General features: G+C 64.0%; 23 protein-coding genes. 13 read left to right on the plus strand and 10 right to left on the minus strand.

Going from position 1 to position 26,670, the window contains the following annotated elements:
• The first annotated feature begins 10 nt into the window (after positions 1-10).
• Positions 11-3,169, plus strand: coding sequence for an efflux RND transporter permease subunit (locus AC0L3J_RS18385; RefSeq protein ID WP_473348007.1), 3,159 nt, complete (start codon positions 11-13; stop codon positions 3,167-3,169).
• Here AC0L3J_RS18385 and AC0L3J_RS18390 read toward each other — a convergent pair.
• Together AC0L3J_RS18390 and AC0L3J_RS18395 are read right to left on the minus strand one after the other, a co-directional pair.
• Positions 3,166-5,433, minus strand: coding sequence for a cation:proton antiporter domain-containing protein (locus AC0L3J_RS18390; protein ID WP_473348008.1), 2,268 nt, complete (start codon positions 5,431-5,433; stop codon positions 3,166-3,168). The two genes, AC0L3J_RS18385 and AC0L3J_RS18390, sit on opposite strands and share 4 nt — an antisense overlap.
• A gap of 400 nt (positions 5,434-5,833) precedes the next feature.
• A complete protein-coding gene (locus AC0L3J_RS18395; RefSeq protein WP_456768315.1) occupies positions 5,834-7,006 on the minus strand; it encodes an MFS transporter in 1,173 nt (390 codons plus the stop codon).
• A gap of 60 nt (positions 7,007-7,066) precedes the next feature.
• Between AC0L3J_RS18395 and AC0L3J_RS18400 the strand changes: the two genes are divergently transcribed.
• Positions 7,067-7,867 carry an AraC family transcriptional regulator gene (locus AC0L3J_RS18400; RefSeq protein ID WP_473348009.1) on the plus strand — a complete coding sequence of 267 codons (801 nt, stop codon included), beginning with the start codon at positions 7,067-7,069 and terminating at the stop codon, positions 7,865-7,867.
• A gap of 268 nt (positions 7,868-8,135) precedes the next feature.
• A complete protein-coding gene (locus tag AC0L3J_RS18405) occupies positions 8,136-9,488 on the plus strand; it encodes a malonyl-CoA decarboxylase (RefSeq protein WP_473348010.1) in 1,353 nt (450 codons plus the stop codon).
• 382 nt (positions 9,489-9,870) lie between these two features.
• Here the strand turns inward: AC0L3J_RS18405 and AC0L3J_RS18410 are convergent, their stop codons facing one another.
• From AC0L3J_RS18410 to AC0L3J_RS18435, 6 genes are all read right to left on the minus strand, one after another.
• The gene (locus AC0L3J_RS18410) at positions 9,871-10,158 is read right to left on the minus strand and encodes a GIY-YIG nuclease family protein (RefSeq protein WP_473348011.1); all 288 of its coding nucleotides are present in this window, start codon (positions 10,156-10,158) and stop codon (positions 9,871-9,873) included.
• A gap of 224 nt (positions 10,159-10,382) precedes the next feature.
• A complete protein-coding gene (gene tarD / locus AC0L3J_RS18415) occupies positions 10,383-11,552 on the minus strand; it encodes a D(-)-tartrate dehydratase (protein ID WP_473348012.1) in 1,170 nt (389 codons plus the stop codon).
• Between the two features lie 188 nt (positions 11,553-11,740).
• Positions 11,741-11,998, minus strand: a complete 258-nt coding sequence (locus tag AC0L3J_RS18420; protein WP_007613756.1) for a DUF3297 family protein — start codon at positions 11,996-11,998, stop codon at positions 11,741-11,743.
• On the minus strand, positions 11,995-12,471 hold the full coding sequence (locus AC0L3J_RS18425) for a glutathione peroxidase (RefSeq protein WP_456768310.1): 477 nt from the start codon (positions 12,469-12,471) through the stop codon (positions 11,995-11,997). Before AC0L3J_RS18425 ends, AC0L3J_RS18420 begins: the two co-directional genes overlap by 4 nt.
• A gap of 2 nt (positions 12,472-12,473) precedes the next feature.
• Positions 12,474-13,874, minus strand: a complete 1,401-nt coding sequence (locus AC0L3J_RS18430; RefSeq protein ID WP_473348013.1) for an amidase family protein — start codon at positions 13,872-13,874, stop codon at positions 12,474-12,476.
• Between the two features lie 208 nt (positions 13,875-14,082).
• Complete coding sequence (locus AC0L3J_RS18435) at positions 14,083-14,340, minus strand: DUF6894 family protein (protein ID WP_007613759.1); 258 nt, start codon at positions 14,338-14,340, stop codon at positions 14,083-14,085.
• Between the two features lie 249 nt (positions 14,341-14,589).
• On the opposite strand from AC0L3J_RS18435, the gene pqqA reads away from it, so the two are divergent.
• The 10 genes from pqqA (at position 14,590) to AC0L3J_RS18485 (ending at position 24,729) form a co-directional block, all read left to right on the plus strand.
• Positions 14,590-14,670 (plus strand): pyrroloquinoline quinone precursor peptide PqqA, encoded by an 81-nt coding sequence (pqqA, locus tag AC0L3J_RS18440; protein ID WP_007595659.1) that lies wholly within the window; start codon positions 14,590-14,592, stop codon positions 14,668-14,670.
• 118 nt (positions 14,671-14,788) lie between these two features.
• Complete coding sequence (gene pqqB / locus AC0L3J_RS18445; RefSeq protein WP_473348014.1) at positions 14,789-15,718, plus strand: pyrroloquinoline quinone biosynthesis protein PqqB; 930 nt, start codon at positions 14,789-14,791, stop codon at positions 15,716-15,718.
• 20 nt (positions 15,719-15,738) lie between these two features.
• Positions 15,739-16,506 (plus strand): pyrroloquinoline-quinone synthase PqqC, encoded by a 768-nt coding sequence (pqqC, locus tag AC0L3J_RS18450; RefSeq protein ID WP_473348032.1) that lies wholly within the window; start codon positions 15,739-15,741, stop codon positions 16,504-16,506.
• 10 nt (positions 16,507-16,516) lie between these two features.
• Complete coding sequence (gene pqqD / locus AC0L3J_RS18455) at positions 16,517-16,828, plus strand: pyrroloquinoline quinone biosynthesis peptide chaperone PqqD (RefSeq protein WP_473348015.1); 312 nt, start codon at positions 16,517-16,519, stop codon at positions 16,826-16,828.
• On the plus strand, positions 16,825-18,024 hold the full coding sequence (pqqE, locus tag AC0L3J_RS18460) for a pyrroloquinoline quinone biosynthesis protein PqqE (RefSeq protein ID WP_473348016.1): 1,200 nt from the start codon (positions 16,825-16,827) through the stop codon (positions 18,022-18,024). The genes pqqD and pqqE overlap by 4 nt, the downstream gene beginning before the upstream one ends.
• Positions 18,014-19,000, plus strand: a complete 987-nt coding sequence (gene pip, locus AC0L3J_RS18465) for a prolyl aminopeptidase (RefSeq protein ID WP_473348017.1) — start codon at positions 18,014-18,016, stop codon at positions 18,998-19,000. The genes pqqE and pip overlap by 11 nt, the downstream gene beginning before the upstream one ends.
• A 15-nt stretch (positions 19,001-19,015) precedes the next feature.
• The gene (locus tag AC0L3J_RS18470) at positions 19,016-19,693 is read left to right on the plus strand and encodes a hypothetical protein (RefSeq protein ID WP_473348018.1); all 678 of its coding nucleotides are present in this window, start codon (positions 19,016-19,018) and stop codon (positions 19,691-19,693) included.
• A 233-nt stretch (positions 19,694-19,926) separates the two neighbouring features.
• The gene (locus AC0L3J_RS18475) at positions 19,927-21,726 is read left to right on the plus strand and encodes an FAD-dependent oxidoreductase (RefSeq protein ID WP_473348019.1); all 1,800 of its coding nucleotides are present in this window, start codon (positions 19,927-19,929) and stop codon (positions 21,724-21,726) included.
• A complete protein-coding gene (locus AC0L3J_RS18480; RefSeq protein WP_473348020.1) occupies positions 21,696-23,543 on the plus strand; it encodes a 2-oxoacid:acceptor oxidoreductase subunit alpha in 1,848 nt (615 codons plus the stop codon). Before AC0L3J_RS18475 ends, AC0L3J_RS18480 begins: the two co-directional genes overlap by 31 nt.
• 130 nt (positions 23,544-23,673) lie before the next feature.
• Positions 23,674-24,729 carry a 2-oxoacid:ferredoxin oxidoreductase subunit beta gene (locus tag AC0L3J_RS18485; protein WP_473348021.1) on the plus strand — a complete coding sequence of 352 codons (1,056 nt, stop codon included), beginning with the start codon at positions 23,674-23,676 and terminating at the stop codon, positions 24,727-24,729.
• 6 nt (positions 24,730-24,735) lie between these two features.
• Here the strand turns inward: AC0L3J_RS18485 and AC0L3J_RS18490 are convergent, their stop codons facing one another.
• Positions 24,736-25,179: a DUF4399 domain-containing protein gene (locus AC0L3J_RS18490; protein ID WP_473348022.1), complete on the minus strand. Its 444-nt coding sequence runs from the start codon at positions 25,177-25,179 to the stop codon at positions 24,736-24,738.
• A 17-nt stretch (positions 25,180-25,196) separates the two neighbouring features.
• Positions 25,197-26,670, minus strand: a 1,474-nt coding sequence (locus AC0L3J_RS18495) for an SUMF1/EgtB/PvdO family nonheme iron enzyme (RefSeq protein ID WP_473348023.1), incomplete at its 5' end; no start/stop codon positions are given.

The following is a 26,670-nucleotide window of genomic DNA, read 5'->3' on the forward strand; positions in this document are numbered from 1 at the left end:
AGCGCCGGCCATGATCTCAAAGTTTTTCATCGAGCGGCCGGTCCTCTCGAACGTCATCGCGCTGCTGATGATCCTGATCGGCGGCGTCGCGCTGTTCAACCTCGCGATCGCGCAATATCCCGACGTGGTGCCGCCGACGGTGCAGGTCACGACCCGGTATCCCGGCGCGAGCGCCAAGACCGTGATCGACACGGTTGCCTTGCCGATCGAACAACAGGTCAACGGCGTCGAGGACATGCTCTACATGCAGTCCTACAGCGGCTCCGACGGCACCTATACGCTGACCGTGACCTTCAAGATCGGCACCGACCTCAACTTCGCGCAGGTGCTGGTGCAGAACCGCGTCTCCAGCGCGCTGTCACAACTGCCCCAATCGGTGCAGAACCAGGGCGTCACCGTGCAGAAGCGGTCGACGTCGATCCTGCTGTTCGTGACGCTGACCTCGCCCGACAAGACGTTCGACAGCCTTTATCTGAGCAACTACGCCACCATCAACCTCCGCGACGAACTCTCGCGCCTGCCCGGCGTCGGCAACGTCACCGTGTTCGGCGCCGGTCAGTATTCGATGCGGGTGTGGCTCGATCCGAACAAGCTGCAGGTCCGTGGTCTGGTGCCGCAGGACGTCATCCAGGCGATCCAGCAGCAGAGCCAACAGGTCTCCGCCGGCCAGGTCGGCGCGCCGCCGACGCCGTCGGGACAGGCGTTTCAGTACACCCTCAACGTCAACGGCAGGCTCGACGACACCGCCGAGTTCGAGAACATCATCGTCAAATCGGGCACCAGCGGTGACGTCACGCGGGTGCGCGACGTCGGTTGGGTTGAGCTCGGCGCGCAGACCTACAGCCAGATATTCTCCCTGAACAAGCAGCCGGCCACCGGCATCGGCGTGTTCCAGTCGCCCGGCGCCAATGCACTTCAGGTCGAGCAGGCCGTCGAGAAGAAGATGGCGGAGCTTGCAAAGGCGTTCCCGCAAGGGATGAAATACGACACGCCGTTCGACACCACCAAATTCGTGCAGGCCTCGGTGCACGAGGTCTACATGACGCTGATCGAGGCCGGTCTACTGGTGCTGGTCGTGATCCTGGTGTTCCTGCAGGACTGGCGCGCGATGCTGGTGCCGGCGACCACCGTTCCCGTCACCATCATCGGCGCGTTCGCCGCGATGGCGGCGCTCGGCTTCACCATCAACATGTCGACGCTGTTCGCGATCGTGCTCGCAATCGGCATCGTCGTCGACGATGCCATCGTCGTGGTGGAAGGCGCGGCGCACAACATCGAGCAGGGCATGAACGGCCACGACGCCGCGATCAAGGCGATGGACCAGCTGTTCGCGCCGATCGTCGGCATCACGCTGGTGCTGATCTCGGTGTTTTTGCCGGCGTCGTTCCTCGCCGGGCTCACCGGCCGAATCTATTCGCAATTCGCGCTGGTGATCGCCGCGACCGCGCTTCTGTCCGCCATCAACGCGGCGACGCTGAAGCCGACACAATGCGCGCTCTGGCTGCGGCCGACGGTGCCGCCGGAGCAACGCAACTTCTTCTATCGCGGCTTCAACGCGGTCTACAACCGCGTCGAGCGTGGCTACACGAAGCTGATCGGCTTCCTGTGCAGGCATGCCACGATCTCGGTCGCATTCGCGCTGGTGCTGATCGGGATCGGCGGCTACGGCCTGTCCCGGGTGCCGACCGGCTTCCTGCCGATCGAGGACCAGGGCTATCTGATCGCCGCCGTGCAGTTGCCCGACGGCGCCGCATTGGAGCGGACCCAGAAGGTGCTCGATAGAGCGAGCGAGCTGATCAAGGACACGCCGGGAGTCCAGCAGGTCATCACCATCGCCGGCATCTCCGCGCTCGATAACAGCGCCAGCCTTGCCAATGCAGGTGTCGCCTACATCATCCTGAAGGACTGGGACGCGCGCAAAGGACCGGGCGAGGATCTGCGTTCACTGGTGTACGGGCTGAACGACAAGCTCGCGGTGATCATGGAGGCGCGCACGCTGGTGCTGCCGCCGCCGCCGATCCAGGGCATCGGCAACGCCGCCGGCTTCTCGATGCAGGTCGAGCTGCGCGACGGCAACAGCGATTTCGCCAAGCTCCAGGCCATCACCGGCGCGATGGTCAGCAACGGCCAGAGCCAGAGCGCGCTGCAACGCGTCCAGTCCTCGTTCCGTTCCTCGGTGCCGCAGTTCAACGTCGAGATCGACCGCATCAAGACCCAGACGCTGCATGTCACGACCGACCAGGTGTTCGCGGCGCTGTCAACCTATCTCGGCTCGTCCTATGTCAACCAGTTCAACAAGTTCGGCCGCGTGTTCCAGGTCTACACCCAAGCCGATCCCGCCTTCCGCGTCACCGAGCGCGACATCGCCAACATGATGGTGCGCAACTCGAACGGCGACATGATCCCGATCGGCACCGTCGCCACGATTACGCCGGCCACCGGTCCGTCGCTGATCAGCCTCTACAATCTCTATCCGTCCTCGACCGTGATCGGCCTACCGGCGCAGGGCTACTCCTCCGGCCAGTCGCTGAAGCTGATGGAGGAGATCGCGGACAAGACGCTGCCGCCGGGCACCGGCTTCGAATGGACCGCGATGTCCTATCAGGAGAAGGCCGTCTCCAACCAGATCTACTGGGTCTTCGGTCTGGCCATGCTGCTGGTCTATCTCGTGCTCGCCGGCCAGTACGAGAGCTGGTACGCACCGATCTCGGTGATCCTGGCGGTGCCGCTGTCGTTGCTCGGCCCCATGCTGATCCTCAACGCATTGAAGATCGACAACAACCTCTATTGCCAGATCGGCCTGATCCTGCTGATCGCGCTGTCGGCCAAGAACGCCATTCTGATCGTCGAAGTCGGGCTCGAGCTGCACGGCCGCGACGGCAAGCCGGTGCTGGAATCCGCCATCGAAGCTGCGCGCGCCCGCTTCCGCCCGATCCTGATGACGTCGTTCGCCTTCATCCTCGGCGTGGTGCCGCTGGTGATCGCGACCGGCGCCGGCGCCAGCGCGCGCAAGTCGATCGGCATCACGGTGTTCTCGGGCATGCTGGCCTCGACCTGCCTCGCGGTGCTGTTCGTGCCGGCGTTCTTCGTGGTGGTGCAGCGCTTCGAGAACTGGCGTGCGTCGAAGAAGACGCCGAAGGCGGTGGCGGTGGCCGAGGTGAAGTCCTAGGCCTTCTCCGCAGGGGCCTGCCGCGCCTCGCCGCTCGAGACCAGCAGCACCGAGACTTTCGCCTGCCTGAGCACGGCGTCGGCGACGCCGCCGAAGGAGAGGTGATCGGCCTGGATGCGGTCGACGCCCATCACCACGAGATCGACGTCGGTGGTCTCGATCTCGCGCAGGATCGCCGCTTCGGGCGACCGGTTCGCGCGCAAGGTGGTGGTGATGTCGACCTCGTAGCGGGCGGCGAGATCGCTGGCGTCCTTCAGGATGCCGGCCTCCTGGCTCAGACCACGCGAGGCGCCGCGCTGCGCGCCCTTGTCGCGCGTCGTCGCGACATAGATCACCCGGAGCGAGCCTGATCCCGCCTGCGCCAGCGCGACCGCGACCTCGGCGCCACGCTTGGAGACGCCGCTGCCGGAGACCGGAACGAGGATGTTGAGCGCTTCGGGCATCGGCTGCTTCAGGTGCTTGCCCTTGGCCGCCACGATCGCGAGCGGTCCTTCGAACTTCGCTGCGATGTCCTCGATCCTCCGATCGAAGCGATCCTTGGCGGCAGCAACCTTGTCGACGCCGATGACCAGGAGATCGAAGCCCTTGCGCGCTTCGTCGGCGATGGACTCGCCGAGCTCCGCACGCCTTGCCCGGGTGACGACATCGACGCTGCCGACATCGCCATCGCACTGCGCCGACACGGTCTCGGCGGCCTTCTTCACCACGGTTTCGGGGCTTTCCTCTTCGTCGCGGCCCTTCTCCTGTTCCTTGGCGCGCTTGCCTACGTGCAGCACCGTGATCGGCAGGCCGCGCATGCCGACGATCAGGCCGGCGATGTGGGCGGCGAAGGTGGCGTTGACGCTTTCGTCCACCGCGAGCAAGGGACGTTCGAGATTGGCGACGAATCCGCGCTTCTCGAACTCTTCCCGCTCCAGGCGCTCCCTCTCCTCCTCGTTCATCGGCAGCTTCGCCAGCGCCGCGCGCAGCATCGGCGGCATGGCCATCGTGGTCACGATCGCCATGGTCACGATCATCGTGAACAGGTTCTGGCTGAGCACGCCGATCGAAAGACCGATGGTGGCGATGATCACCTCGGTCGAGCCACGCGCATTCATGCCGCTCGCGAGCGCCAGCGACTCCCGTGTGTTCAGTCCGCCCACGGTTCCGCCGACGAAAGCGCCGCCGAACTTTCCGACGCTGGCGATCACGACCAGCAGGCCGGTGAGCATCAGCAGATGGGGATCGCGCAGCACCGTGAGGTCGGCGCTTAGGCCGGCCAGACCGAAGAACACCGGCATGAAGAAGCTCGAGATCAACCCGCGCAGACGCTCGTCGATCTGCCGCGTCAGGATCGGGGACTCCCCGACCAGAATGCCGGCGACGAAGGCACCGAGCACGGTGTGGACGCCGATCAGATGCGTGATCAGCGCCATGGCGCACATCATCAGCAAGATCACCGTGATGACCGGCGCGGTGCTGACGAGATTGTCGTTGGCCCAGCGGATGAGCTGGAACGCGAGGCGGCGGCCGATGGTGAAGCTGATGGCGAGGAAGGCCAGCGTGCCCAGCACGGCTTTCGCCACCGAGGCGATATCCAGCGTGCCGTGCGAGGCCAAGCTGAAGATGACGGCGATGATGATCCAGCCGATGGTGTCGTCGATGACGGCGGTGGCGACGATGATCTGGCCGACATTGCGGCGCATGAAATTCATCTCGCGCACGACCACTGCGACGATCTTCACCGAGGAGATCGACAGCGCCGTGCCCATGAAAAGCGACGCAACCAGGCGGGCTTGCGGATTCGGCAACAGCGCATCCGGGAGGAACTCGCCGAGCGCAAAGCCGCAGGCGAAGGGCACGAGGATGCCCGCGATCGATATCGCAATCGCGGCCTTGCCGACCTTCCTGACCAGCTTGAGGTCTGTCTCCATGCCGGTCAGCAGCAACAGAAGCAGGATGCCGAACTGGGCGATGCCGTCGATCATCGCTTTCTGCTCGGGCGTTCTGGGGAAGATCGCGTGCTGTGCGTCAGGCCAGACCCAACCGAACAGCGAGGGACCGAGCAGGATGCCGGCGAGCAATTCGCCGATCACCGAGGGCTGGCCGAGGCGCTGCATGATCTCGCCGAGACCGCGGCCGACCGCGATCAACAGCACGATCTGCGCCACCAGCAGGAATTCGGAGGGACCGGCCGATTTGCCGCCCTCGGCACTGGCCGCAACGGTGGTGAGGACAAGCGCCGCGGCGACAAGGCCGACCGGTCGGAGCAGGCTCCGCTGCATGCAGGAATTTTACCCCTTCATCTGGCCCGGCGAGGCGCCGGGATGACGGGGATAGAACCCGCGGCAGGGGCAGCGGGTTCCTGTCGCTTGCAGCGGGTTCGGGAGGCAACATCAAAAAACGCGAAAAACAACCCCATGCACAGTAGGGATGAGGTTGAAAAGGCTGGAGAAAAATTTTGTCTTTGCCGAAATCAAATTTCGTCTTTGCCGAAACTGCTTGCTCCGTCGGGCAAAACACTGGCAGGATGGCATCATCGGCAGACTAAGCGAGCCGCCGCCACCTCCCCGTCATTGCGAGTTTCTCCGTCATTGCGAGCGAAGCGAAGCAATCCAGAGTCCCTCCGCGGAGGCGGTCTGGATTGCTTCGTCGCTGCGCTCCTCGCAATGACGGGGAGAGAGACTAGACCGCCGCCGGTGTCCTGATCTCGCGCGGGAGAATGATCGCGGCTGCGATCGCGAGCAGGCAGAGTGCGGCGAAGGCATGCAGCATGGTGACGAAGCCGCCCTGCTCGTAGAGCCAGGCGACCAGGCCGACCGAGGCGCCGGCCGCGGTGAAGCCGATGAAATAGCGCACGGCATAGGCGCGCGAGCGCCATTCCTCGCTGGTGTATTTGCCGACCATGGCGTCGTTGACCGTGACCTGTCCGAACGCGCCCATGACGATGCCGATCGAGACCAGGATCAGCGGCAGATTGGACAGGCTCGCGGCCAGATACAGGAACGGCGCCAGCATGAAGGACAGCGGCAGCGCCACCGTCTTCAGCGAATAGCGGTCGAGCAGCCGGCCGATCGTGTACTGCGTCATCGCGCCGAACACGTAGACACAGGCCGCGATGACACCAAGCAGCGCCGGGCTTTTGGTGAGATCGGCGAGCCGCTCGGCGAACAGCTTTGGCAGCGCCACGGTGACGGCGTTGAACGTGGTGGAAATCGCGATCACCACGATCAACAGCGACAGGATCACGCGCCACATGTCCTGCTTGGCGACCCGCGCTTGCGCTGCCGCCTGCTTCGAGCCCTTGCGGTCCTCGTGCACGACCATCATCGCAAACGCGATGCCGATCAGGATGGTGACGATGCCCGGGACGATGAAGGCGAAGCGCCAGCCGAGATACTGGCCGATCACGCCGGTGACCAGCGCCGACGATGCGACGCCGAGATTGCCCCAGACGCCGTTGATGCCCATCTCGCGGCCGAGCCTGTCCGCGTAGGAGACGATCATGGCGGTGCCGACGGGATGATAGATCGAGGCAAAAATGCCGATCGCGAACAGCGCCGCGCCGAGTTGGGCTGGGGTCTGCACGAAGCCGACCGAGATCATGGAGGCGCCGATGCCGACGAAGAAGATCAGCATCATGTGGCGGCGGCTCCAGCGGTCGCCGAGCCAGCCGGTGAGCAGCGAGCCCGCGCCGAAGGCGACGAAGCCCGGCGTCGCATAAGGCAGGAGTTCCGAATAGGCCATGCCGAGCGCCGGTCCCATGATGATCACCGCGGCGGCGAAAATCAGCATCGCGTAATGGTCGATGAAATGGCCCGCGTTGACGAAACTGATCACCCGGCTGGGGCTGTTCATTCCGAATCCTCTCCTACTCCGAAATGAGTTATATGTCTTGGGCATGACGGGATGCTGCCAATGACTGTCGTCGAGACGCCAATCCTCCGGGAGGTCCGGAGCAACCATCGCTCACCCGCGGGCGTGCATCTGGTCGCGCGCGACTACCCCAAGGGCATGCGGATCGATCCGCATCTGCACCGCGAGGCGCAGCTGATCTATGCCGCCAGGGGCACCATGCAGGTGACGACTCCCGGGGGACGCTGGCTGGTGCCGCCGGACCGCGCAGTGTGGGTCCCCGCCGGGCTCCAGCACGCCATCGATCTGCTTGCCGACATCGAGATGCGGACGCTCTATTTCGACCTGGCTTGGCTGAAGCGCGAGCAGCGCCATGAGGGACTGACCAGGGAATTCGTGGTGCGGGTGTCGCCGCTGCTGAACCAGGCGATCCTCGCGCTGTTCGACGCGCGCAATACCGAGGAGCGGACCGATCTGCTGGTTCGCCTCGTGATGCTGGAACTGGTCCAGGCCGAGGATTCCGCGACCTTCGTGCCGCTGCCGCACGAGCCGCGCTGCCGGCGCGCGGCCATGATCGTGCTCGACGATCCCACCGGCCTGCACGACATCGACGCGCTGGCGCGCGAGGTCGGAACCTCCGCGCGCACGCTGTCGCGGCTGTTTTCGACCGAGACGCAGCTGAGCTTCAAGAGCTGGTGCCAGCGCGCAAGAATCGCGGCAGCGATCCAGCGGCTGTCGACCGATGCCAACGTCTCGGTGAAGCAGCTCGCGACCCAGCTCGGCTATGCCAGCGTGCCGGCTTTTTCCGCAGCGTTCCGTCAGGTGACGGGGCGGACGCCGACGGAGTTTGCGGGGAAGGGGTAAACCGCCCTTCCCACCTCGTCATTGCGAGCGCAGCGAAGCAATCCAGGCTGCCACCGCGGAGGGATTCTGGATCGCTTCGCTGTGCTCGCAATGACGGTGTATGGGGCAGCCGCCTCGTTCTCCAAACGTCCCTCACCGGGCATGACAGCTTTCCTGGAGACGCACGCCCCCGCTAAACTTGCCAAAATCCCCCGCTTGATTGTGATCGGCTTCCGCCCAAATTCCGTGTAATATTCCCGCACCGCACAAACCCGACACGAAAGCCCCGATGGCCAACGCTTTCTTCTCCGACCTGCTCACCACCATCTCCGAGCGCGGCCGCACGCTGCTCCGGCGCGGGGATTCTGCCGACACCAAGCCGGACGCCGACGGGCTGATCGAGCTCTGTGGCGCGCTGCTGTCAGGCCGGGGTGAAGCTTCCGGCACCGCCATGGCGCGTGAGGTGCTCGACATCTACCAGGATCTGGATGCGGCGGGACGTCGCGCCTTTTTCGAAGCCCTGGTCCGCGATTTCGGCCCGGATCGGGAACGCCTGTCCAAGGCGATCGAGACATGGCGTGCCAAGCCGGCCGACGAGGATGCCAGCGCCTTGCACTTCGCCTCCGAGCCGCGCCGGCAGGAGCTGATCCGCCGCCTCAACCGCGCACCCGGCGGCACGGGCGATCTCGTCAAGATGCGCGCCGACCTGCTCGACATGAGGAACGGGCACACCGATCTCGCCGCGCTCGATCGCGACGTTTCGCATCTTCTCTCGTCATGGTTCAACAGGGGGTTTCTCGTGCTGCGCAGGATCGACTGGTCGACGCCGGCCAACATCCTCGAAAAGATCATCCGTTATGAGGCCGTGCACGAGATCAGCGACTGGGACGATCTGCGCCGCCGCATCGATCCGGTCGACCGCCGCTGCTACGCCTTCTTCCATCCCGCGATGGTCGACGAGCCCCTGATCTTCGTCGAGGTGGCGCTGACCGAGACGATCCCCGGCGCGATCGCGCCGCTGCTCGCGGTCGACCGCCCCTCCGTCCCGATCGAGCGCGCCCGCACCGCCGTGTTCTACTCGATCTCCAACACCCAGCGCGGTCTGGGCGGCATCTCCTTCGGCAGCTTCCTGATCAAGCAGGTGGTGGAGGAGCTGCGCCGCGAATTACCCAAGCTCGACAATTTCGTGACGCTGTCGCCGGTGCCGGGCTTCATGCCATGGGTGAAGCAGGACAAGGATTTGCCGCTGTCGGACGAGGACCGCGAGATCCTGAAGCGCCTCGACGATCCCAAATGGTTCGAGAACCCCGAGACCACGACACTGCTACGTGGCGTGATCGAACCGCTCGCGGCGCACTACTTCCTGAAGGCGCGCACGCCGAAAGGCAAGCTGATCGACTCCGTCGCCCGCTTCCATCTCGGCAACGGCGCCCGCCTCGAGCGCATCAACTGGTTAGGGGACCTCTCGCCGAAGGGCGTGCGCGAATCCGCCGGCGTGATGGTCAATTACCTCTACCGCCTCGACGACATCGAGAAGAACCACGAAGCTTATGCGAATGACGGCGAAGTCGTGGCCTCGAGCGCGGTGAAGAAGCTCTTGAAGGGCGAAGGGCGACGGCTGCTGGATATGCGGCTGTCGTAGGGGACATCCGGCTCACGCCACATCGTCAAGGCGAACCCAGCCGACGACGCACTCTCCGCCGTCATTGCGAGGAGCGCTCGCGACGAAGCAATCCAGACTGCTTCCGCGGAAAGATTCTGGATTGCTTCGCTACGCTCGCAATGACGGAGTATGTGGCGATCTGAGGCATCAAGGCCACCGTCCCCGGTCTGGGCGCTGACAGGAGAGACATCGCCCTCGCCGCCGTCATTGCGAGGAGCCCTTGCGACGAAGCAATCCAGACTGCCTCCGTGGAGACACTCTGGATTGCTTCGCTACGCTCGCAATGACGGAGTATGTGGCGACACCTGAGATTGCTTCGCTGCGCTCGCAATGACGGAGTGTGTGGTGACACCTGGTGCAATCAAATTAGCGTCTCGTACAAATCCATCCAATCCGGATTGACGCTCTCGATCAGCGCAAGCTTCTTTTCCCGGCTGCCGGCCTTGATCTGCTTCTCGCGTGTGATCGCGTCGGTCATCGTCGCATGCAGCTCGTACCGGACGAGAAGCTTGCAGCCATACTTTGACGAAAACCCTTTCACCAAGCCCTCGCGGTGCTCGAACGCGCGGCGCGGTGGATTGGACGTGACGCCTGTATAGATCGTCCCGTTGCGGCGATTGGCGAACATGTACACGCAAGGCTGCTTCATGATCGTGCTCAGCTGAGGAGAGCTTTCATGATATCACAACCAAGAGATGATTGCGAGACTTTCGCCACATCGTCGTTGCGAGGAGCTCGCGACAAAATTGCAAAGCAATTTTGCGCTGATGCGCCGAAGCGATCCAGGCTGCTTCGGCGGAAAGACTCTGGATTGCTTCGCTGCGCTCGCAATGACGGAGTGTGTGGCGCGGCCGTCGCGCCCCTCGCGTCGGCCTACTCCGCCAGCGCCTTCATCTCCTTGTAGAGATCCGATTTGCCCTCGAAGCCGATGCCCGGGAGATCGGGCATGGTGATGTGGCCGTTCTCGACGCGGACGCCGTCGGGGAAGCCGCCATAGGGCTGGAACAGGTCGGGGTAGCTCTCGTTGCCGCCGAGGCCTAAGCCGGCTGCGATGTTGAGCGACATCTGGTGGCCGCCGTGGGGGATGCAGCGGCTCGGCGACCAGCCATGAGTTTTCAGCACCTCAAGCGTGCGCTGGTATTCGCACAGGCCGTAGGATAACGCGCAGTCGAATTGCAGCCAGTCGCGGTCGGGCCGCATGCCGCCGTAGCGGATCAAATTGCGGGCGTCCTGGTGGCTGAACAGATTTTCGCCCGTTGCCATCGGGCCCGGATAGAATTCGGCGAGCGCTGCCTGCAGCGCGTAGTCGAGGGGATCGCCGACCTCCTCGTACCAGAACAGCGGATAGTCGCGCAGCATTTTTGCGTAGGCGATGCCGGTCTCGAGATCGAAGCGGCCGTTGGCGTCGACGGCGAGCTGCGCGTCCTTGCCGATCTCCTTCAGCACCGCCTCGATGCGGGCGCGGTCGTCCTCGATATCGGCGCCGCCGATCTTCATCTTCACGACGTTGTAGCCGCGATCGAGATAGCCGCGCATCTCGCCGCGCAGCATCGAAAGGTCCTTGCCGGGATAATAATAGCCGCCGGCGGCGTAGACGAACACGCGCGGATTGGCTTTGACGCGGTGACGCTCGGCCAGCAGCCGAAACAGCGGTTTCCCTGCGATCTTCGCCACCGCATCCCACACCGCCATGTCGATGGTGCCGACCGCGACGGAGCGCTCGCCGTGGCCGCCCGGCTTCTCGTTGGTCATCATCGCGCCCCAGACCTTGTCGGGGTCGAGATTGTCGCCGACCGCGTTCAGCAGCGATTTCGGATCGGCCTCCAGGATGCGCGAGGCAAAGCGCTCGCGGATCAGGCCGCCCTGCCCGTAGCGGCCGTTGGAGTTGAAGCCGTAGCCGACGACGCGCTTGCCGTCGCGCACGACGTCGGTGACGACGGCAACCAGGCTCGTCGTCATCTTGGTGAAATCGATATAGGCGTTGCGGATCGGCGAAGAGATCGGCTTCGTGATCTCGCGGACGTCGACGATGCGGACGGACATGGGGTTTGGCCTTTCACTTTCGTCATTGCGAGCGTAGCGATCCGGCAGACCCTCACCCTGAGGAGCCTGCGAAGCAGGCGTCTCGAAGGGCGAGGCCACTGGCCGGGCCTTCATCCTTCGAGACGCGCGTTCCGCGCTCCTCAGGATGAGGGACTAAGACTTGAGCTCGCTCCTCGCAGTGCCAGTACTTACTTCTTATCCCTGAAATACGGCTCGACCGGGCCGTGCACCTTGATGGTCAGCGGGTTGCCGTGGCGGTCCTTGGCGTTGCCGGCGGTGACGCGAACCCAGCCTTCGCTGATGCAGTATTCCTCGACATTGGTCTTCTCCACACCCTTGAAGCGGATGCCGACGTCGCGCGCCAGGATGTCCGCGTTGTAAAAGGGGCTGTTCGGATCGACCGAGAGGCGGTCCGGAAATTCGTCGCTCATGATTGTCTCGCTCATAACAGGGTCTCGATTTGCTGCCGCAATCCTTCGGGCCGCGCGGTCGGCGCATAGCGCGAAACCACCTTGCCGGCGCGATCCACCAGGAATTTGGTGAAATTCCATTTGATGGAGGCGCCCAGCAGGCCGGATTGCTGGCGTTTCAGGTACTCATACAACGGATGCGCATTGCTGCCGTTGACGTCGATCTTCTCGAACAGGGGAAAGGTGACGTCGTAATTGGTCGAGCAGAACGCCTGGATCTCGCTCGCCGGTCCCGGCTCCTGCGCACCGAACTGGTTGCAGGGAAAGCCGAGCACCGAGAAGCCGCGCGGGGACAGGTCGCGATGCAGATCCTCCAGGCCGCGATATTGCGGCGTGAAGCCGCATTTGCTCGCGGTGTTGACGATCAGCAGCACCTGTCCCTCGAAGCTGCGCATGGGCACTTCTTCGCCGAGAAGCGAGTTGGCCTTGAAGTCGTAGATCACCGACATCGCTAACCCACGGGATCGATCGGCGACGGCGGCACGCCGCCCGCCTCGATCGCCTCGCCTGCGAGCAGGCAGAGATCCTCGCGATAGCGGCCGGACACGATGTGTACGCCGACCGGGGCCTTGCCGACGAGGCCGGTGGAGACCACGAGGCCCGGCAGGCCCATGAATGGAATGGCGATCTGCGGCAGCTGTGCTTCCCAGACGCGTTTGAAGGAAGACTCGTCCTTGCGGTCGAGATGATCGGGGAACGGCAATTCGCCGGAGACCGGCGTCAGCAGCACGGCATAGGTCTCGAAAAACAGCATCCAGTCGCGGATCAGCGTGGCGCGGCGGGTCAATGCCTTGGCGTAATTGGCCTGGTCCATCGGCGTGACCCTGCCGCGGTTGCCGTTGAGGCACGCCAGCGCGCCGGGATCGCCCTCACGCTCGGCCATCTCGAGTTGCGCCTCATAGCCGTCGCCCAGCCACAGCTTGATCTGCCACTCGACCGCTTCGCGCATCGGCGGGGTGTTCTCGATTGTCTCGACGGTCCAGCCGGCACGCTCGAGCCGCTTGCCGGCGTCGATGACGGCGGCCTTCACCTCGGGCGCGGTGGCCAGGCCGTCCGGATTGAGACACAGCGCGGCGCGCTTGGGACGCGCCGGGCCTTCCAGCGGCGCCGGCACGAACCAGGGATCGCGGACATCGCGGGCCGACATCGCCGCGAGCGAAATCCTGATGTCGTTGACGGTGCGCGCCAGCGGTCCCGACACCGCCATGATCTGCGGCCCGATCGGGCGCTCCGGCAAGGCCGGATTGAAGGCCGGGATGCGGCCGAGCGTCGGGCGCAGGCCATGCACGCCGCAGGCATAGGCGGGATAGCGGATCGAGCCCGCAATGTCGGTGCCATGGGCGATATGGCCGATGCCGGCCGCGACCGCCGAGCCGGCGCCGCCGGACGAGCCGCCCGGCGTCAGCGAGGCGTCGCGGGGGTTCTTGGTGTCGCCGTGGACCAGATTGGTGGTGAACCAGCGATAGGAGAAGGCCGGGCAATTCGTGCGCCCAAGCAGAACGGCGCCGGCTTTGCGGAAATTGGCGACCACCGGATTGTCCTCGCGCGCGATCAGGTCGCGCTGGAGCTTGAGGCCGTTGGTGGTGGCAAAGCCCTCCTGATCGACATTGGCCTTGATGGTGACGGGCACGCCGGCGAGCGGGCCTGGGTCCTCGCCCCGCGCAATGGCGGCATCGACGGCGTCGGCCTGCTTGAGCACGTCCTCCGGCCGGTGGTCGATCACGGCGTTGAGGCTGGGATTGACGGCGTCGAGCCGGGCGAGGCCGGCCTGCGCGGCCTCCCTGGCGGAGACCTTCTTGGTTTTGACGAGGTTGGCGAGGTCGGCCGCCGACAGGCGCCAGAGATCTTGCATGGCTTGCTCCGTTTAACCGGCGTCTTTTAGCCCCGGGAACGCGGCAAAGCCATGCGGATTTCGCAGGGGCGAAGGGCGGGGGATGCGCGGGTGAGGCTCATTCTCCGTCATTGCGAGCGAAGCGAAGCAATCCAGACTGCCTCCGCGGAAGCAGTCTGGATTGCTTCGTCGCAAGGGCTCCTCGCAATGACGGGGAGAGAGTCGGGGGCTAATGCCGCGTCGCGGATTGGTCCGGGATGTCCAGCAATGCCTCGGTGAAGGGGAATTCGAGCACGATCTCGCCTTCGCGGTCGGTGACCTCGATGACGGCCTCGAGCAGGGCCGGCTGGGTGCCTTCCGATCTCAGCACCTCCAGGATCATCTGGCGGGCAACCTCCCAGGCGCGGTCGGGATTGCGCAAATCCTCGCCCTCAGGATCCACGATCAGTTCGTCGCCGATACGGGTGTTGAAGAAATATCTGGGCATCACGAAGTTCCAGTTGGGTCGCCGGTACCGGATTGAAAGCTGCACTGCACTCACAACTGCTTTATCAGGACAGGGTTCGCGACCGAATGCGCCGAGCGCAGGGCCGCATCACCAGAAAGTACTGTTCCCCGCGCTTTTCTCGCGGCGCAATATGCACTTGCTCGGGAAAATTTCACTGGCGAACTTTTGTGCTCGCAGTAACTTAGCCCCGGGCGGATACGTCCGAAATCTCGAAAATGGAGAGCCGAAATGGCCTGGAAAGCCCCGAAGATCGTCGAAGTGCCCTGTGGCATGGAAATCAACATGTATGTGAGCGCCACCCGCAAGTAAGCGGTTGGTGAGTTCGCGTTCTGCGCAGGTGGATCTTTCGGTCACGATGCATGTCCGGAAGACAGGATTTGTGTTTGCGTGAGGTCCACCTCGCGACATTGTCTCCAGGAGACGGATCATGCTTCGCGTCGTCGTCCTGGGCGCCGCAGCCGGCGGCGGAGTGCCGCAATGGAATTGCGGTTGCGAGGGCTGCCGGACGGCCCGTGATAACGGCCAAGAGCTGCAACGGACCCAAGCCTCGGTCGCCTTCAGTGGCGACGGCGAGCACTGGTTCTTGATCAACGCCTCCCCCGACCTCCGCCAGCAATTGAATGCGACGCCACAGCTGCATCCGAAGGCAGGCGCGCTGCGCCATACGCCGATCGCAGGCGTAATCCTGACCAACAGCGAAGTGGACGCGGTGGCAGGCCTGCTGTCGATGCGCGAGGGATCGCCCTTCACGGTCTATGCGCATGAGAAGGTGCTGGCGATCCTGAAGGCCAACAGCATCTTCAACGTGCTGAACGAGAAGAGCGTGCAGCGCCTGCCGATCGGCATCAATGAGCCGTTCGAGCCGCGGCTGCCGGACGGGACGCGCTCAGGACTTGAGGTGCTGCCCTTCGCGGTCTCGGGCAAATCGGCCTGGTACCTGGAAGGCAAGGCGCATCCGGGCGGCGACACTGGCGAAGGCGATACGCTGGGGCTGAAGATCACCGATAAATCAACCGGCAAATGCTTCTACTTCATCGCCGCCTGCGCAGAAATCACCGACGCGCTCAAGGCCGAGATCGACGGCGCTGCGCTGGTGTTCTTCGACGGCACGGTGTGGCAGGACGATGAGATGATCAAGACTGGGCTTAGCCACAAGACCGGCAAGAGCATGGGCCATGTCGCGATGTCCGGCGACGACGGCGCCATCGCGCGGCTCGCCGACCTCACTCTCGACAGGAAGATATTTCTGCATATCAATAACTCGAACCCGGCGCTGCTGCCCTCTTCCTCCGAGCGCAAGGCCGCTGAAGCGGCGGGCTGGCAGATACCCGCCGACGGAACGGAGATCGTGCTGTGAATGCCGCGTCACTGAATGGAATGACCGCGCTCTCGGTCGGCAAGGACATCAGGCTCACTAGCGCCGAGGAGCTGGAGGCGGCGCTGCGCCATATCGGTGCGACGCGCTATCACAGCCTGCATCCGTTCCATAGACTGCTGCACGGCGGCAAGCTGAACAAGGGCCAGGTCCAGGCCTGGGCGCTGAACCGCTACTATTACCAAAGCACCATCCCGATCAAGGACGCGGTGGTGATCTCGCGCTTCCGCGACCGCGCCACGCGCGTGGAATGGCGCCACCGCATCGAGGATCATGACGGCGATATCGGCTCCGAAGGCGGTATCGAGCGTTGGCTGAAGCTGACCGACGGCCTCGGGCTGGACACGGCCTATGTGGAATCGACCGAAGGCATCCTGCCGGCGACGCGCTTTGCGGTGGAAGCCTATGTGCACTATTGCCGCGAGAAGTCGCCGCTGGAGGCGATCGCCTCCTCGCTCACCGAATTGTTCGCGCCGAACCTGCACGAAGAGCGCATTGCCGGCATGCTGGAGCACTATGACTTCGTCAATCCAGACATCATGAGTTACTTCAAGCGCCGGCTGGCGCAGGCACCGCGCGACGCCGGCTTTGCGCTCGACTATGTCAAGGCGCATGCCACCACCCCCGAGCAACGCGCGTCGGTCTGCAACGCGCTGATCTTCAAGACCAACGTGCTGTGGGTGCAGCTCGACGCGCTCCAACACGCCTATGTCGAGGGCCACATTCCGCCGGGCGCGTTCGTGCCTCAAGAACACCAAAAGGCGAGCTGAGGAACAAGCGATGGCCGGGCCGCGTCACATCAGCGTCAGCGAGACCAGCCGGCCGGTGCTGCCGCGGCACGCCAAGCTGAAATATGACGAGACGCGAAAAGTCTGGGTGATCCTGGCGCCCGAACGCGTGCTGGCGCCGGACGAGATCGCGGTCGAGGTCTTGCAGCTCTGCGACGGCGAGCGCAATGTCGGCGAGGTTTCGGACGAGCTCGCGGCAAAATACGCCGCGCCGCGCGAGGCGATCCTGGCCGACGTCATCGTCATGCTGCAGGATCTCGCCGACAAGGGCTTCCTCACGGAGGCCCGGGAGAAGACGTCATGAGCGATGTGCTCGGTAATCCCACCATCCCGCCCGACGCCAGCGACAGCCTCGCGGTGCTGGAGAAGAGCCGCTCGACGGCGGAGACGTTCGGCATTCCGCTCGCCGTGCTGCTCGAGATCACCCATCGCTGCCCGCTGCAATGCCCCTATTGCTCCAACCCGGTCGAGCTCGACCGCTCGGGCAAGGAGCTGACCACCGAGGAATGGAAGAAGGTCCTGAGCGAGCTCGCCGAGATCGGCGTGCTCCAGGTGCATTTCTCCGGCGGCGAGCCGACCGCGCGCAAGGACCTGGTTGAGCTGGTCAAGCATGCCAGCGACGTCGGCCTCTACACCAACCTCATCACCTCGGCCGTGCTGCTGACGCGCGAGCGGCTGAGCGAGCTTGCGGATGCCGGGCTCTGCCACGTCCAGATCAGTTTCCAGGGCGTTGAAGAAGCCCTCGCCGATCGCGTCGGCGGTTACAAAAACGGGCACCGCAAGAAGCTCGAGGTGGCAAAATGGACCCGCGAGCTCGATTTGCCGCTCACCGTGAATGCGGTGATGCACCGGCAGAACCTGCATCAGCTGCCTGATATCATCCAGATGTCGGTCGATCTCGACGCCGACCGGCTCGAGGTCGCCAATGTGCAATATTACGGCTGGGCGCTGAAGAACCGCGCCGCGCTGATGCCGACGGTGGCCCAGCTCGACGAGTGCACCCGCATCGTCGAGGAGGCGCGCGAGCGGCTGAAGGGCCGGCTGACGATCGACTATGTCGTGCCCGATTACTACGCGCTGCGGCCGAAGAAGTGCATGGGCGGCTGGGGCCGGCAGTTCTTCAACATTTCGCCGGCCGGCAAGGTGCTGCCCTGCCACGCCGCCGAGAGCATCACCGGGCTCGACTTCGAATCGGTGCGCTCCAACCATTCGATCGCCTGGATCTGGCAGAACTCGGACGCCTTCAACCGCTATCGCGGCACCGGCTGGATGAAGGAGCCGTGCAAGAGTTGCGAATTCCGCGAGATCGATTTCGGCGGCTGCCGCTGCCAGGCCTTTGCGCTGACCGGTGACGCCGCCAACACCGATCCGGCCTGTGCGCTGTCGCCGCTGCACGAGACCATCTTCAAGCAGGCCGAGCGCGAGGCCGAGGGCGATACCACCCGCTTCGTCTATCGCAATTTCGCCGGCGGCACTCTGGAATCCGGGAATGATGCCTGACGCCGACGCGGCCAGCTCAGTCAAGCGCGCCGATCCCTTTGCACCGCTGACCTCCGAAATGCTCGACGTCGGCGACGGCCACGAGCTGTATGTCGAGAGCGTCGGCCGCACCGACGGAATCCCGGCGGTCTATCTGCATGGCGGCCCCGGCAGCGGCTGCCAGCCCGACCACCGCCGGCTGTTTGATCCCGACCGTTTCCATGCCGTGCTGTTCGACCAGCGTGGCTGCGGCCGCAGCCGGCCGAAGGGATCGCGCCAGCACAACACCACGCAGCATCTGATCGCGGACATGGAAAAGCTCCGCGAGAAATTCGGCGTCGCGCGCTGGATGGTGGTCGGCGGCTCCTGGGGCGCGACGCTGGCGCTGGCTTATGCGCAAGCCCATCCTAAGCGCGTCTCCGGGATTGCGCTCCGCGCGACGTTTCTCGGCACGCGTGCGGAGGTCGAGATCGCCTTCACCTCGCGCCTGTCGCAATTCTACCCCGCGCTCTACGAGGATTTTCTCAGCGTGCTGCCGCTGGAGGAACGCGCGCGGCCGGTGGAAGCCTATTATCGCCGCATCCTCGATGCCGATCCGGCCGTGCATGGCCCGGCGTCGCGCGCCTGGCACGACACCGAGCGCGCGTTGTCGGAACACAAGGCCGCAAAGACGCGGATCGACCTGGCGTCGCTGAACGTCTGGCGCACATTGCCGGCGACGCCGTTCATGGAGGCGCATTATTTCGTCCAGGACAGCTTCATGACGGAGAACCAGTTGTTGCGGAATGCCGGCAATCTCGACGGCATTCCCGGCATCATCGTCCAGGGCCGCTACGATCTGTTGTGCCCTCCCGAGACATCCGAGCGGCTAGCGAAAGCGTGGCCGGGTTCCGAGATTCGCGTCGTGGAAGAAGCCGGCCATTCGCTCTATGATACCGGCGTGCGAGACGCGGTCATGAAGTCGATCGCGGATATCGCCTCGAAGATCTCGCGCTAACAGGACAACAAGAAAATGCCACTCGCTGGGAAGGGCATGCTGCTGACGTCGATGAATATCGACGTTTCAGATGCAGCCGATTTCAACCGCTGGTACGATCGTGAGCATCTGGAAGAGCGCGTTGCGATCGAGGGTTTTCTGGAGGCGCGGCGCTATGTCGCGCACGCCGCCAATCCCAAATATCTTTCGCTGTATTCGACCGCGACGCTCGACGTGCTCGACAGTCCCGCCTACCGAGCGCGGCTCGCCAATCAGACCGAATGGTCGCGGCGGAGCATGGCGCATTTCAAGGACATGCTGCGTGTGGTCGCCCGTATCACGATCAGCAACGGCACTGGCCGAGGCGCGGCGCTCGGCGTGGTCCGGCTGCGGCCGACGCCGGACAATGCAGCCGCGTGGCGTGACGCACTGCAAGAAAGGCTAGCGCCGGAAAAACACGACGGCATCATCTCGATGCATCTGCTCGAGAGCGAGCCAGAACTATCGGGCGCGACCGCGGACATTCCGGCGGTGCGCAACGAAGGCGCGCGCGACTGGTTCGTGCTGATCGACGGCACGCATGTCGGCGCGGTCTCGGCCGTGATTGCCGCGCGCTTCACCGGCCCTGCCGCCTCTCCATTCCCGCTTCCCGTGTCGGTCGGCACCTACAGCCTGATGTGGGACCTCGCGAAGAGCGACATCGCGCGCAACTAGCCATCGGACGCATCGCAACATGCTGCACCGCCACATACTGCGCGCCGTCGTTAATGCTGTGCGCGCGTAGCTCCCATGAAAGAGGGGAAGCGCGAATTTTGCCGTTGTACTTCGGAGCGGTTCTAATAAGCTAACCCAATGACGTCATTCAGAAACCAGATCGCCGCGCGTTAGCGTTCGCCAAGCTCGAGAAAAGGCCGCGGGGTCTTTGAGCCTGCGCGGACAGGGTAGGAATGAAACCGACCGATATTGCGGCCCCCGACTACTTTCACAAAGTGGTCGATTGCCAATGGGCCTGTCCTGCGCACACCCCCGTTCCCGAATACATCCGACTGATCGCCCAAGGCCGCTACAGCGACGCCTATATGATCAATTGGAAATCGAACGTGTTTCCCGGAATTCTGGGACGCACCTGCGATCGTCCATGCGAGCCGGCGTGCCGCCGCGGACGTGTCGAGGAGACGCCGGTCGCGATCTGCCGCCTCAAGCGCGTCGCCGCCGACTTCAAGGACGACATCACGCAACGCCTGCCGCGGCCGTCGGCGAAGAACGGCAAGCGCGTTGCCTTCGTCGGCGGCGGTCCCGCTTCGCTGACGGTAGCCCGCGATCTCGCGCCGCTCGGCTATCACTGCACCGTGTTCGACGGTGATCCCCGAGCTGGCGGCATGATGCGCTCGCAGATCCCGAAATTCCGCCTGCCCGATTCGGTCATCGACGAGGAGACCGGCTACATCCTGGGTCTCGGCGTTGACTTCAAGGGCGGCCACCGCATCGAGAGCATGAAGGCGCTGCTCGCGGAGAAGTACGACGCGATCTTCGTCGGCTCCGGCGCACCGCGCGGCCGCGAGCTCGACATTCCCGGACGCAAGGAAGCCGCCGCAAACGTCCATATCGGCATCGACTGGCTTTCCTCGGTCTCGTTCGGCCATACCGACAAGATCGGCAAGCGCGTCATCGTGCTCGGCGGCGGCAACACCGCGATGGATTGCTGCCGCACCGCCCGCCGCCTCGGCGGCGAAGAGGTGAAAGTCGTCGTGCGCTCCGGCTTCGAGGAGATGAAGGCCTCGCCCTGGGAGAAGGAAGACGCGCTGCACGAGGACATTCCGATCCTCAACTTCCTCGTGCCCACAGCCTTCGTCCATGACAACGGCAAGCTCACCGGCATCACCTTCCAGAAGGTGAAGGCCGAATACGACGCCAAGGGCCGCCGCAACCTCGTGCCCTCGGGCGAGCCGGACCAAACCATCGAATGCGATGACGTGCTGGTCGCGGTCGGCCAGGAGAACGCCTTCCCCTGGATCGAGCAGGATTGCGGTATCGAGTTCGACAAATGGCATATGCCCAAGGTCGATCCGAAGACGTTCGTATCCACCAATCCAAAAGTGTTCTTCGGCGGCGACGCCGCGTTCGGGCCGAAGAACATCATCTGGGCGGTGGCGCAGGGCCATGACGCCGCGCTGTCGATCCACAAAATGCTCTCGGGCGAGGACGTCACCGAGCGACCATTGCCGGAGGTGCACATCTCGTCACAGAAGATGGGCATCCACGAATGGAGCTATGACAACGACATCTCCAACGACAAGCGCTACAAGGTGCCGCATCGCGACAAGGTGATCGCGCTGAAGGACATCCGCACCGAGGTCGAGCTCGGTTACGACGTCAAGCTGGCGCTGGGCGAGGCTCACCGCTGCCTGAACTGCGACGTCCAGACCGTGTTCTCGACCTCGCTCTGTATCGAGTGCGACGCCTGCGTCGATATCTGTCCGATGGATTGCATCACCTTCACCGACAACGGCGAGGAAGGCGATCTCCGTCAGCGCCTGAAAGCGCCCTCGCTGCATCCGGACCAGGATCTGTATGTGTCCAGCGACCTCAAGACCGGGCGCGTGATGGTCAAGGACGAGGATGTCTGCCTGCATTGCGGGCTCTGCGCCGAGCGCTGTCCCACCGGCGCCTGGGACATGCAGAAATATTTGATCGAGATGACTCAAGCGGGTTCGACATGTCCGACAAAAAGCCGATCAGCAGCGTAAACGACTTCGTCGTCCGCTTCGCCAACGTCAACGGATCAGGCTCGGCCAGCGCCAACGAGATGTTTGCGCGCGCGATCCTGCGCCATGGCGTTCCGGTGAGCCCGCGCAACATCTTCCCCTCCAACATCCAGGGCCTGCCGACCTGGTATGAGGTGCGGGTGACGGAAGACGGCCATCTCGGCGCCCGCGGCGGCGTCGACATGATGGTCGCCATGAACCCGCAGACCTGGGACAAGGACGTCGCCGGGATCGAGCCCGGCGGCTATCTGTTCTACGATTCCACCAAGCCGATGCCGTCGACCAAATTCCGCGACGACATCACTGTGATCGGTGTCCCCCTGACCGCGATCACCAACTCGACCTATACCGATCCGCGCCAGCGCCAGCTGTTCAAGAACATCATCTATCTCGGCGCGCTCTCGGCGCTGCTCGACATGGATCCGAAGCTGATCGAGCAGCTGATCGGCGAGCAGTACAAGGGCAAGGAGAAGCTGCTCTCGTCCAACGTCCACGCGCTGCATCTCGGCCGCGACTGGGCGCTGCAGAATCTGAAATGCCCGACCGGGCTGCGGGTGAAGAAGTCCGACAAGGTGGGCGACCGCATCTTCATCGAGGGCAACAGCGCCGCCGCACTTGGCGCCGTCTATGGCGGCGCCACGGTGTGCGCCTGGTATCCGATCACGCCGTCCTCGTCGGTGGCAGAGGCTTTCACCGCGCATTGCAAGAAGTACCGGCACGATCCGGAAACCGGCAAGGCGAAATACGCCATCGTGCAGGGCGAGGATGAGCTGGCTTCGATCGGCATCGTGATCGGCGCCTCCTGGAACGGCGCACGCGCCTTCACCGCGACCTCCGGGCCCGGCATCTCGCTGATGACCGAGTTCATCGGACTTTCGTACTTCGCCGAAATCCCGGCCGTGATCATGAACATCCAGCGCGCCGGTCCCTCCACGGGCATGCCGACCCGCACCCAGCAATGCGACATCATCGCCTGCGCCTATGCTTCGCATGGCGATACCAAGCATGTGCTGCTGTTCCCGGAGGATCCCGCCGAGGCGTTCGAGTTCGCGGCCGCGGCTTTCGATCTCGCCGAGCGGCTCCAGACCACCATCTTCCTGATGCTCGACCTCGACATCGGCATGAACCACCGGCTCTGCCGGCCGCTGAAATGGGACGATTCCAAGCAATATGACCGCGGCAAGGTGATGACCGCGGAGATGCTGGACGAAGGCCGCGACTTCGGGCGCTATCTCGACGTCGACGGCGACGGCATCCCGTACCGAACCTATCCCGGCACGCATCCGACCAAGGGATCCTTTTTTACCCGCGGCACGTCGCGTGACCGCTATGCGCGTTACTCCGAGGAAGGCTCGGTCTACGCCGACAACATGCAGCGGCTGATGCGCAAGTTCGAGACCGCGCAGGATCTGGTGCCGCGGCCGCTCCAGGCCAATGCCGAACGGCCGACCAAATACGGCGTGATCTATTTCGGCTCGACCACGCCGGCGATGGACGAGGCGATCGGCTTGCTGGAAGCGCGCGGGCATCAGCTCGATCGCCTGCGCATCCGCGCCTTCCCGTTCCATTCCAGCGTAGCGAGCTTCCTCGCCGAGCACGATTTCGTCTACGTCGTCGAGCAGAACCGCGACAGCCAGCTGCGCCAGCTCATCGTCAACGAAAACGGCATCGACCCGGTGCGGCTGGTGCCGATCGTGCACTACGACGGCTCGCCGATTACCGCTCGCTTCATCGCAAAAGCCATTGGCGACCACCAGGATCACCTCAAGGTGACCCCGCTCCGCAAGGCCGTGTCATGACCTACGCTTTACTCTTTCCTTCGTCATGCCCGGGCTTGACCCGGGCATCCACGCCTTCCTTCCTTGCCGCCAAGACGTGGATGGCCGGGACAAGCCCGGCCATGACGCAGCTGGGATCGCAGGTGCTCGCATGACCTACATTGCAAAGCCGAAATTCCACCATCCCGGGCTGAAGAAGAACGAGCTCGGCTACACCCACCGCGACTACGAAGGCAAGATCTCGACGCTGTGCGCCGGCTGCGGCCACGACTCGATCACGGCCTCGATCATCGAGGCCTGCTATGAGCTTTCGATCGAGCCGCACCGGGTCGCCAAGATCTCGGGCATCGGCTGCTCGTCGAAGACGCCGGACTATTTCCTCGGCAATTCGCACGGCTTCAACTCCGTGCACGGCCGCATGCCGTCGGTCCTGACCGGCGCCAATCTCGCCAATCGCGATTTGATCTATCTCGGCGTCTCCGGCGACGGCGATTCCGCCTCGATCGGCTTCGGCCAGTTCGCGCATTCGATCCGGCGCGGCGTCAACATGACCTATATCGTCGAGAACAACGGCGTCTACGGCCTGACCAAGGGCCAGTTCTCGGCCACCGCCGACCGCGGCTCGAAGTCCAAGAAGGGCGTCACCAACACCGACAACGCCATCGACCTCGTCGCGATCGCCCTGCAGTTGGGCGCGACTTTCGTCGCGCGCTCGTTCTCCGGCGACAAGGCCCAGCTCGTGCCGCTGATCGCGGCCGCGATCCGTCACAAGGGCGCGTCGTTCATCGACGTCATCAGCCCCTGCATCGCCTTCAACAACCACGCCGGCTCGACCAAGAGCTTCGACTATGTTCGCGAGCATAATGACGCGGTGAACCGGCTCGACGTGCTGGTCGGCCGCGACCCGATCGCGGTGGATTACGCACCTGGCACGGTGCAAATGGTCGAGCAGCATGACGGCAGCAGGATCGCGCTGCGCAAGATTGACGCCGACTACGATCCGCATGATCGGCTCGGCGCCCAGACCTTCCTGCAAAAGCACGCCGCCAAGGGACAGATCGTCACCGGCCTGCTCTACGTCGATCCTGACGCGGAAGATCTGCACGAGCATCTCAACACGGTCGAAACGCCGCTCAACACGCTGGAAGCCGACACGCTCTGCCCGGGCTCTGCGGCGCTGGACAAGTTCAACGCCAGCCTGCGGTGAGATCGCCTATCGCGCCGTGGTGGGCTGCCGGACGCGTATGGTGATCTTCTCCGACACGATGGGTGGCTCGAACGGATAGTGCCTGGCATCGCCCAGCACGAGTTGAAGCGTATGCGTCCCGGGCGGAAGCTCGAGCAGCGTTTCGGTCTGCCCTGCCCCGAAATGCAGATGCGACTTGTCCTGCAGGATCGGCTCCTTGGGATCGATGGGGTCGTTGACGTCGATCAGCAAATGATGATGACCGGCGTTCTGATACTCGTCGCCGGCATGGGTCACTCCCATGTTGCGCAAGCCGAACCGGACCCAGAATCCGCCGCGGACCTTCTGCCCGTCATGCGGGGTGATGAAATAGAGCTTTGCGTCCTTGGGCGCTGCCTTGCCCTGCGAAAAGGCTGCCCCCGGAAGCAATGCGAGCGCCGCCGCCAACGCGACGCAACGAAGGATCTGCATCAAACCAACTCCACCGCTTAAGGACTGAGCGCCACGCGGAATCCGTGCGTGGGGTAACGAACATTGGTGTCGTAGCCGTCGCGGTTGGACGGCCGCACATATCTCGAATCGTTCTTCCAGGAGCCTGAGCGCAAGACATGAGCGCTGCAGTCCCCGCTGCTCCATGCCGAGCCGTCACCGGGCGCGCCCTGATAGGTCTTGTGCCAGCAGTCCGCGACCCACTGATCGACGCCGCCGCCCATGTCGTGGAGCCCGAACGGATTAGGCCTGAAGCTGCCGACCTTCGCCGGTTGCTCGGCCGCGAGATCACCGCAATCCTTGCAACCGGCCATGCCCGGCTGCAGCTTGTCGCCCCACCAATATTTGGTCTGCGTTCCGCCCCGCGCGGCATATTCCCATTCGGCTTCGCTCGGAAGCCGGTAAGTCTTCTTCGTCGCCTGCGCGAGATAGGCCGCATATTGCTGCGCGTCGGTCCAGCTCACATTGCTGACCGGTGCATCGTCCTTGCCGATCGCCGTGAAGCCGCACGCCTTTGCAGCGGCGCACTCGTTCCATTCCTGCACGGTCACCGGATATTTGCCGATCGAGAACGGTCTGACCGTCACCTGATGGACAGGACGCTCGGTCGGGTCGTCATTGCTTCCCATCGCAAAGCTGCCGCCGCGAATGGCGACCATCTCGGGTTCGCGGACGGGAATTGGCGACTGACTTGCCGATTGGCTCGTCGATTGAGTTGGCGCCGGAGCGGCCGACGGAGATGACGAAGCCGACGAGGGAGAGGGCTGCGGCGCCGCTTCGCGCGGCGGAGGCTGCGGGCTCGGCGATGCGGCCGGAGAAGTGGTGGTCACGGCGGCCTGCTCGCCCACCCTGCCCGGCGCCTGAGCCAGCAGATACCACAGCACGCCGGCGGCCATCACCGACAGCGTGATTCCCAGGAGAAAGATCAGAGCATTCTCGCGCCGTCCGCGCGTCCTGCCGACCGCGTCTGCATCCGGCAGCACTTTATAGACGCGCACGGGATCGGTGATGTTCTTGACTTTGCGGTCCCCGAGCGACTCGTAACCGCACACGACCTTGTGCTTGATCTGCTCGTAGATCGCGCCGGAGATAAAGACCTGGCCTGGCTCGGCGATGCCCTCGATGCGCGTCGCGATGTTGACACCATCGCCGTAGACGTCATCAGGCTCCACGATGACGTCACCGAGATTGACGCCAATCCGGTACTCGATCCGGGTCTCCTTCGGAAGCGAGGCGTTGCGGCCGATGAGATTTTGCTGGATGACGATGCTGCATCGGACGGCCTCGACCGGACTGTCGAAAATCGCGATGAAGCCATCGCCCGTCGTCTTCACCAGACTTCCATGGTGCTCGACGATGCTGGGCTGGATGAGATCTCTCTCGATCCGCTTGACGCGGACGTGCGTGCCCTCCTCGTCGGCCTGCATCAGGCGGCTGTAGGAAGCGATGTCACCAACAATGATGGCCGCGAGA

This window comes from Bradyrhizobium sp. Kon37 (genome assembly GCF_055807535.1).

Bases quoted from the DNA above. Each gene is read 5' to 3' on its own strand.
- AC0L3J_RS18385 (WP_473348007.1), top strand. From the start codon at position 11: ATGATCTCAAAGTTTTTCATCGAGCGGCCGGTCCTCTCGAACGTCATC.
- AC0L3J_RS18390 (WP_473348008.1), bottom strand. From the start codon at position 5,433: ATGCAGCGGAGCCTGCTCCGACCGGTCGGCCTTGTCGCCGCGGCGCTT.
- AC0L3J_RS18395 (WP_456768315.1), bottom strand. From the start codon at position 7,006: ATGAACAGCCCCAGCCGGGTGATCAGTTTCGTCAACGCGGGCCATTTC.
- AC0L3J_RS18400 (WP_473348009.1), top strand. From the start codon at position 7,067: ATGACTGTCGTCGAGACGCCAATCCTCCGGGAGGTCCGGAGCAACCAT.
- AC0L3J_RS18405 (WP_473348010.1), top strand. From the start codon at position 8,136: ATGGCCAACGCTTTCTTCTCCGACCTGCTCACCACCATCTCCGAGCGC.
- AC0L3J_RS18410 (WP_473348011.1), bottom strand. From the start codon at position 10,158: ATGAAGCAGCCTTGCGTGTACATGTTCGCCAATCGCCGCAACGGGACG.
- tarD (WP_473348012.1), bottom strand. From the start codon at position 11,552: ATGTCCGTCCGCATCGTCGACGTCCGCGAGATCACGAAGCCGATCTCT.
- AC0L3J_RS18420 (WP_007613756.1), bottom strand. From the start codon at position 11,998: ATGAGCGAGACAATCATGAGCGACGAATTTCCGGACCGCCTCTCGGTC.
- AC0L3J_RS18425 (WP_456768310.1), bottom strand. From the start codon at position 12,471: ATGTCGGTGATCTACGACTTCAAGGCCAACTCGCTTCTCGGCGAAGAA.
- AC0L3J_RS18430 (WP_473348013.1), bottom strand. From the start codon at position 13,874: ATGCAAGATCTCTGGCGCCTGTCGGCGGCCGACCTCGCCAACCTCGTC.
- AC0L3J_RS18435 (WP_007613759.1), bottom strand. From the start codon at position 14,340: ATGCCCAGATATTTCTTCAACACCCGTATCGGCGACGAACTGATCGTG.
- pqqA (WP_007595659.1), top strand. From the start codon at position 14,590: ATGGCCTGGAAAGCCCCGAAGATCGTCGAAGTGCCCTGTGGCATGGAA.
- pqqB (WP_473348014.1), top strand. From the start codon at position 14,789: ATGCTTCGCGTCGTCGTCCTGGGCGCCGCAGCCGGCGGCGGAGTGCCG.
- pqqC (WP_473348032.1), top strand. From the start codon at position 15,739: ATGACCGCGCTCTCGGTCGGCAAGGACATCAGGCTCACTAGCGCCGAG.
- pqqD (WP_473348015.1), top strand. From the start codon at position 16,517: ATGGCCGGGCCGCGTCACATCAGCGTCAGCGAGACCAGCCGGCCGGTG.
- pqqE (WP_473348016.1), top strand. From the start codon at position 16,825: ATGAGCGATGTGCTCGGTAATCCCACCATCCCGCCCGACGCCAGCGAC.
- pip (WP_473348017.1), top strand. From the start codon at position 18,014: ATGATGCCTGACGCCGACGCGGCCAGCTCAGTCAAGCGCGCCGATCCC.
- AC0L3J_RS18470 (WP_473348018.1), top strand. From the start codon at position 19,016: ATGCCACTCGCTGGGAAGGGCATGCTGCTGACGTCGATGAATATCGAC.
- AC0L3J_RS18475 (WP_473348019.1), top strand. From the start codon at position 19,927: ATGAAACCGACCGATATTGCGGCCCCCGACTACTTTCACAAAGTGGTC.
- AC0L3J_RS18480 (WP_473348020.1), top strand. From the start codon at position 21,696: ATGTCCGACAAAAAGCCGATCAGCAGCGTAAACGACTTCGTCGTCCGC.
- AC0L3J_RS18485 (WP_473348021.1), top strand. From the start codon at position 23,674: ATGACCTACATTGCAAAGCCGAAATTCCACCATCCCGGGCTGAAGAAG.
- AC0L3J_RS18490 (WP_473348022.1), bottom strand. From the start codon at position 25,179: ATGCAGATCCTTCGTTGCGTCGCGTTGGCGGCGGCGCTCGCATTGCTT.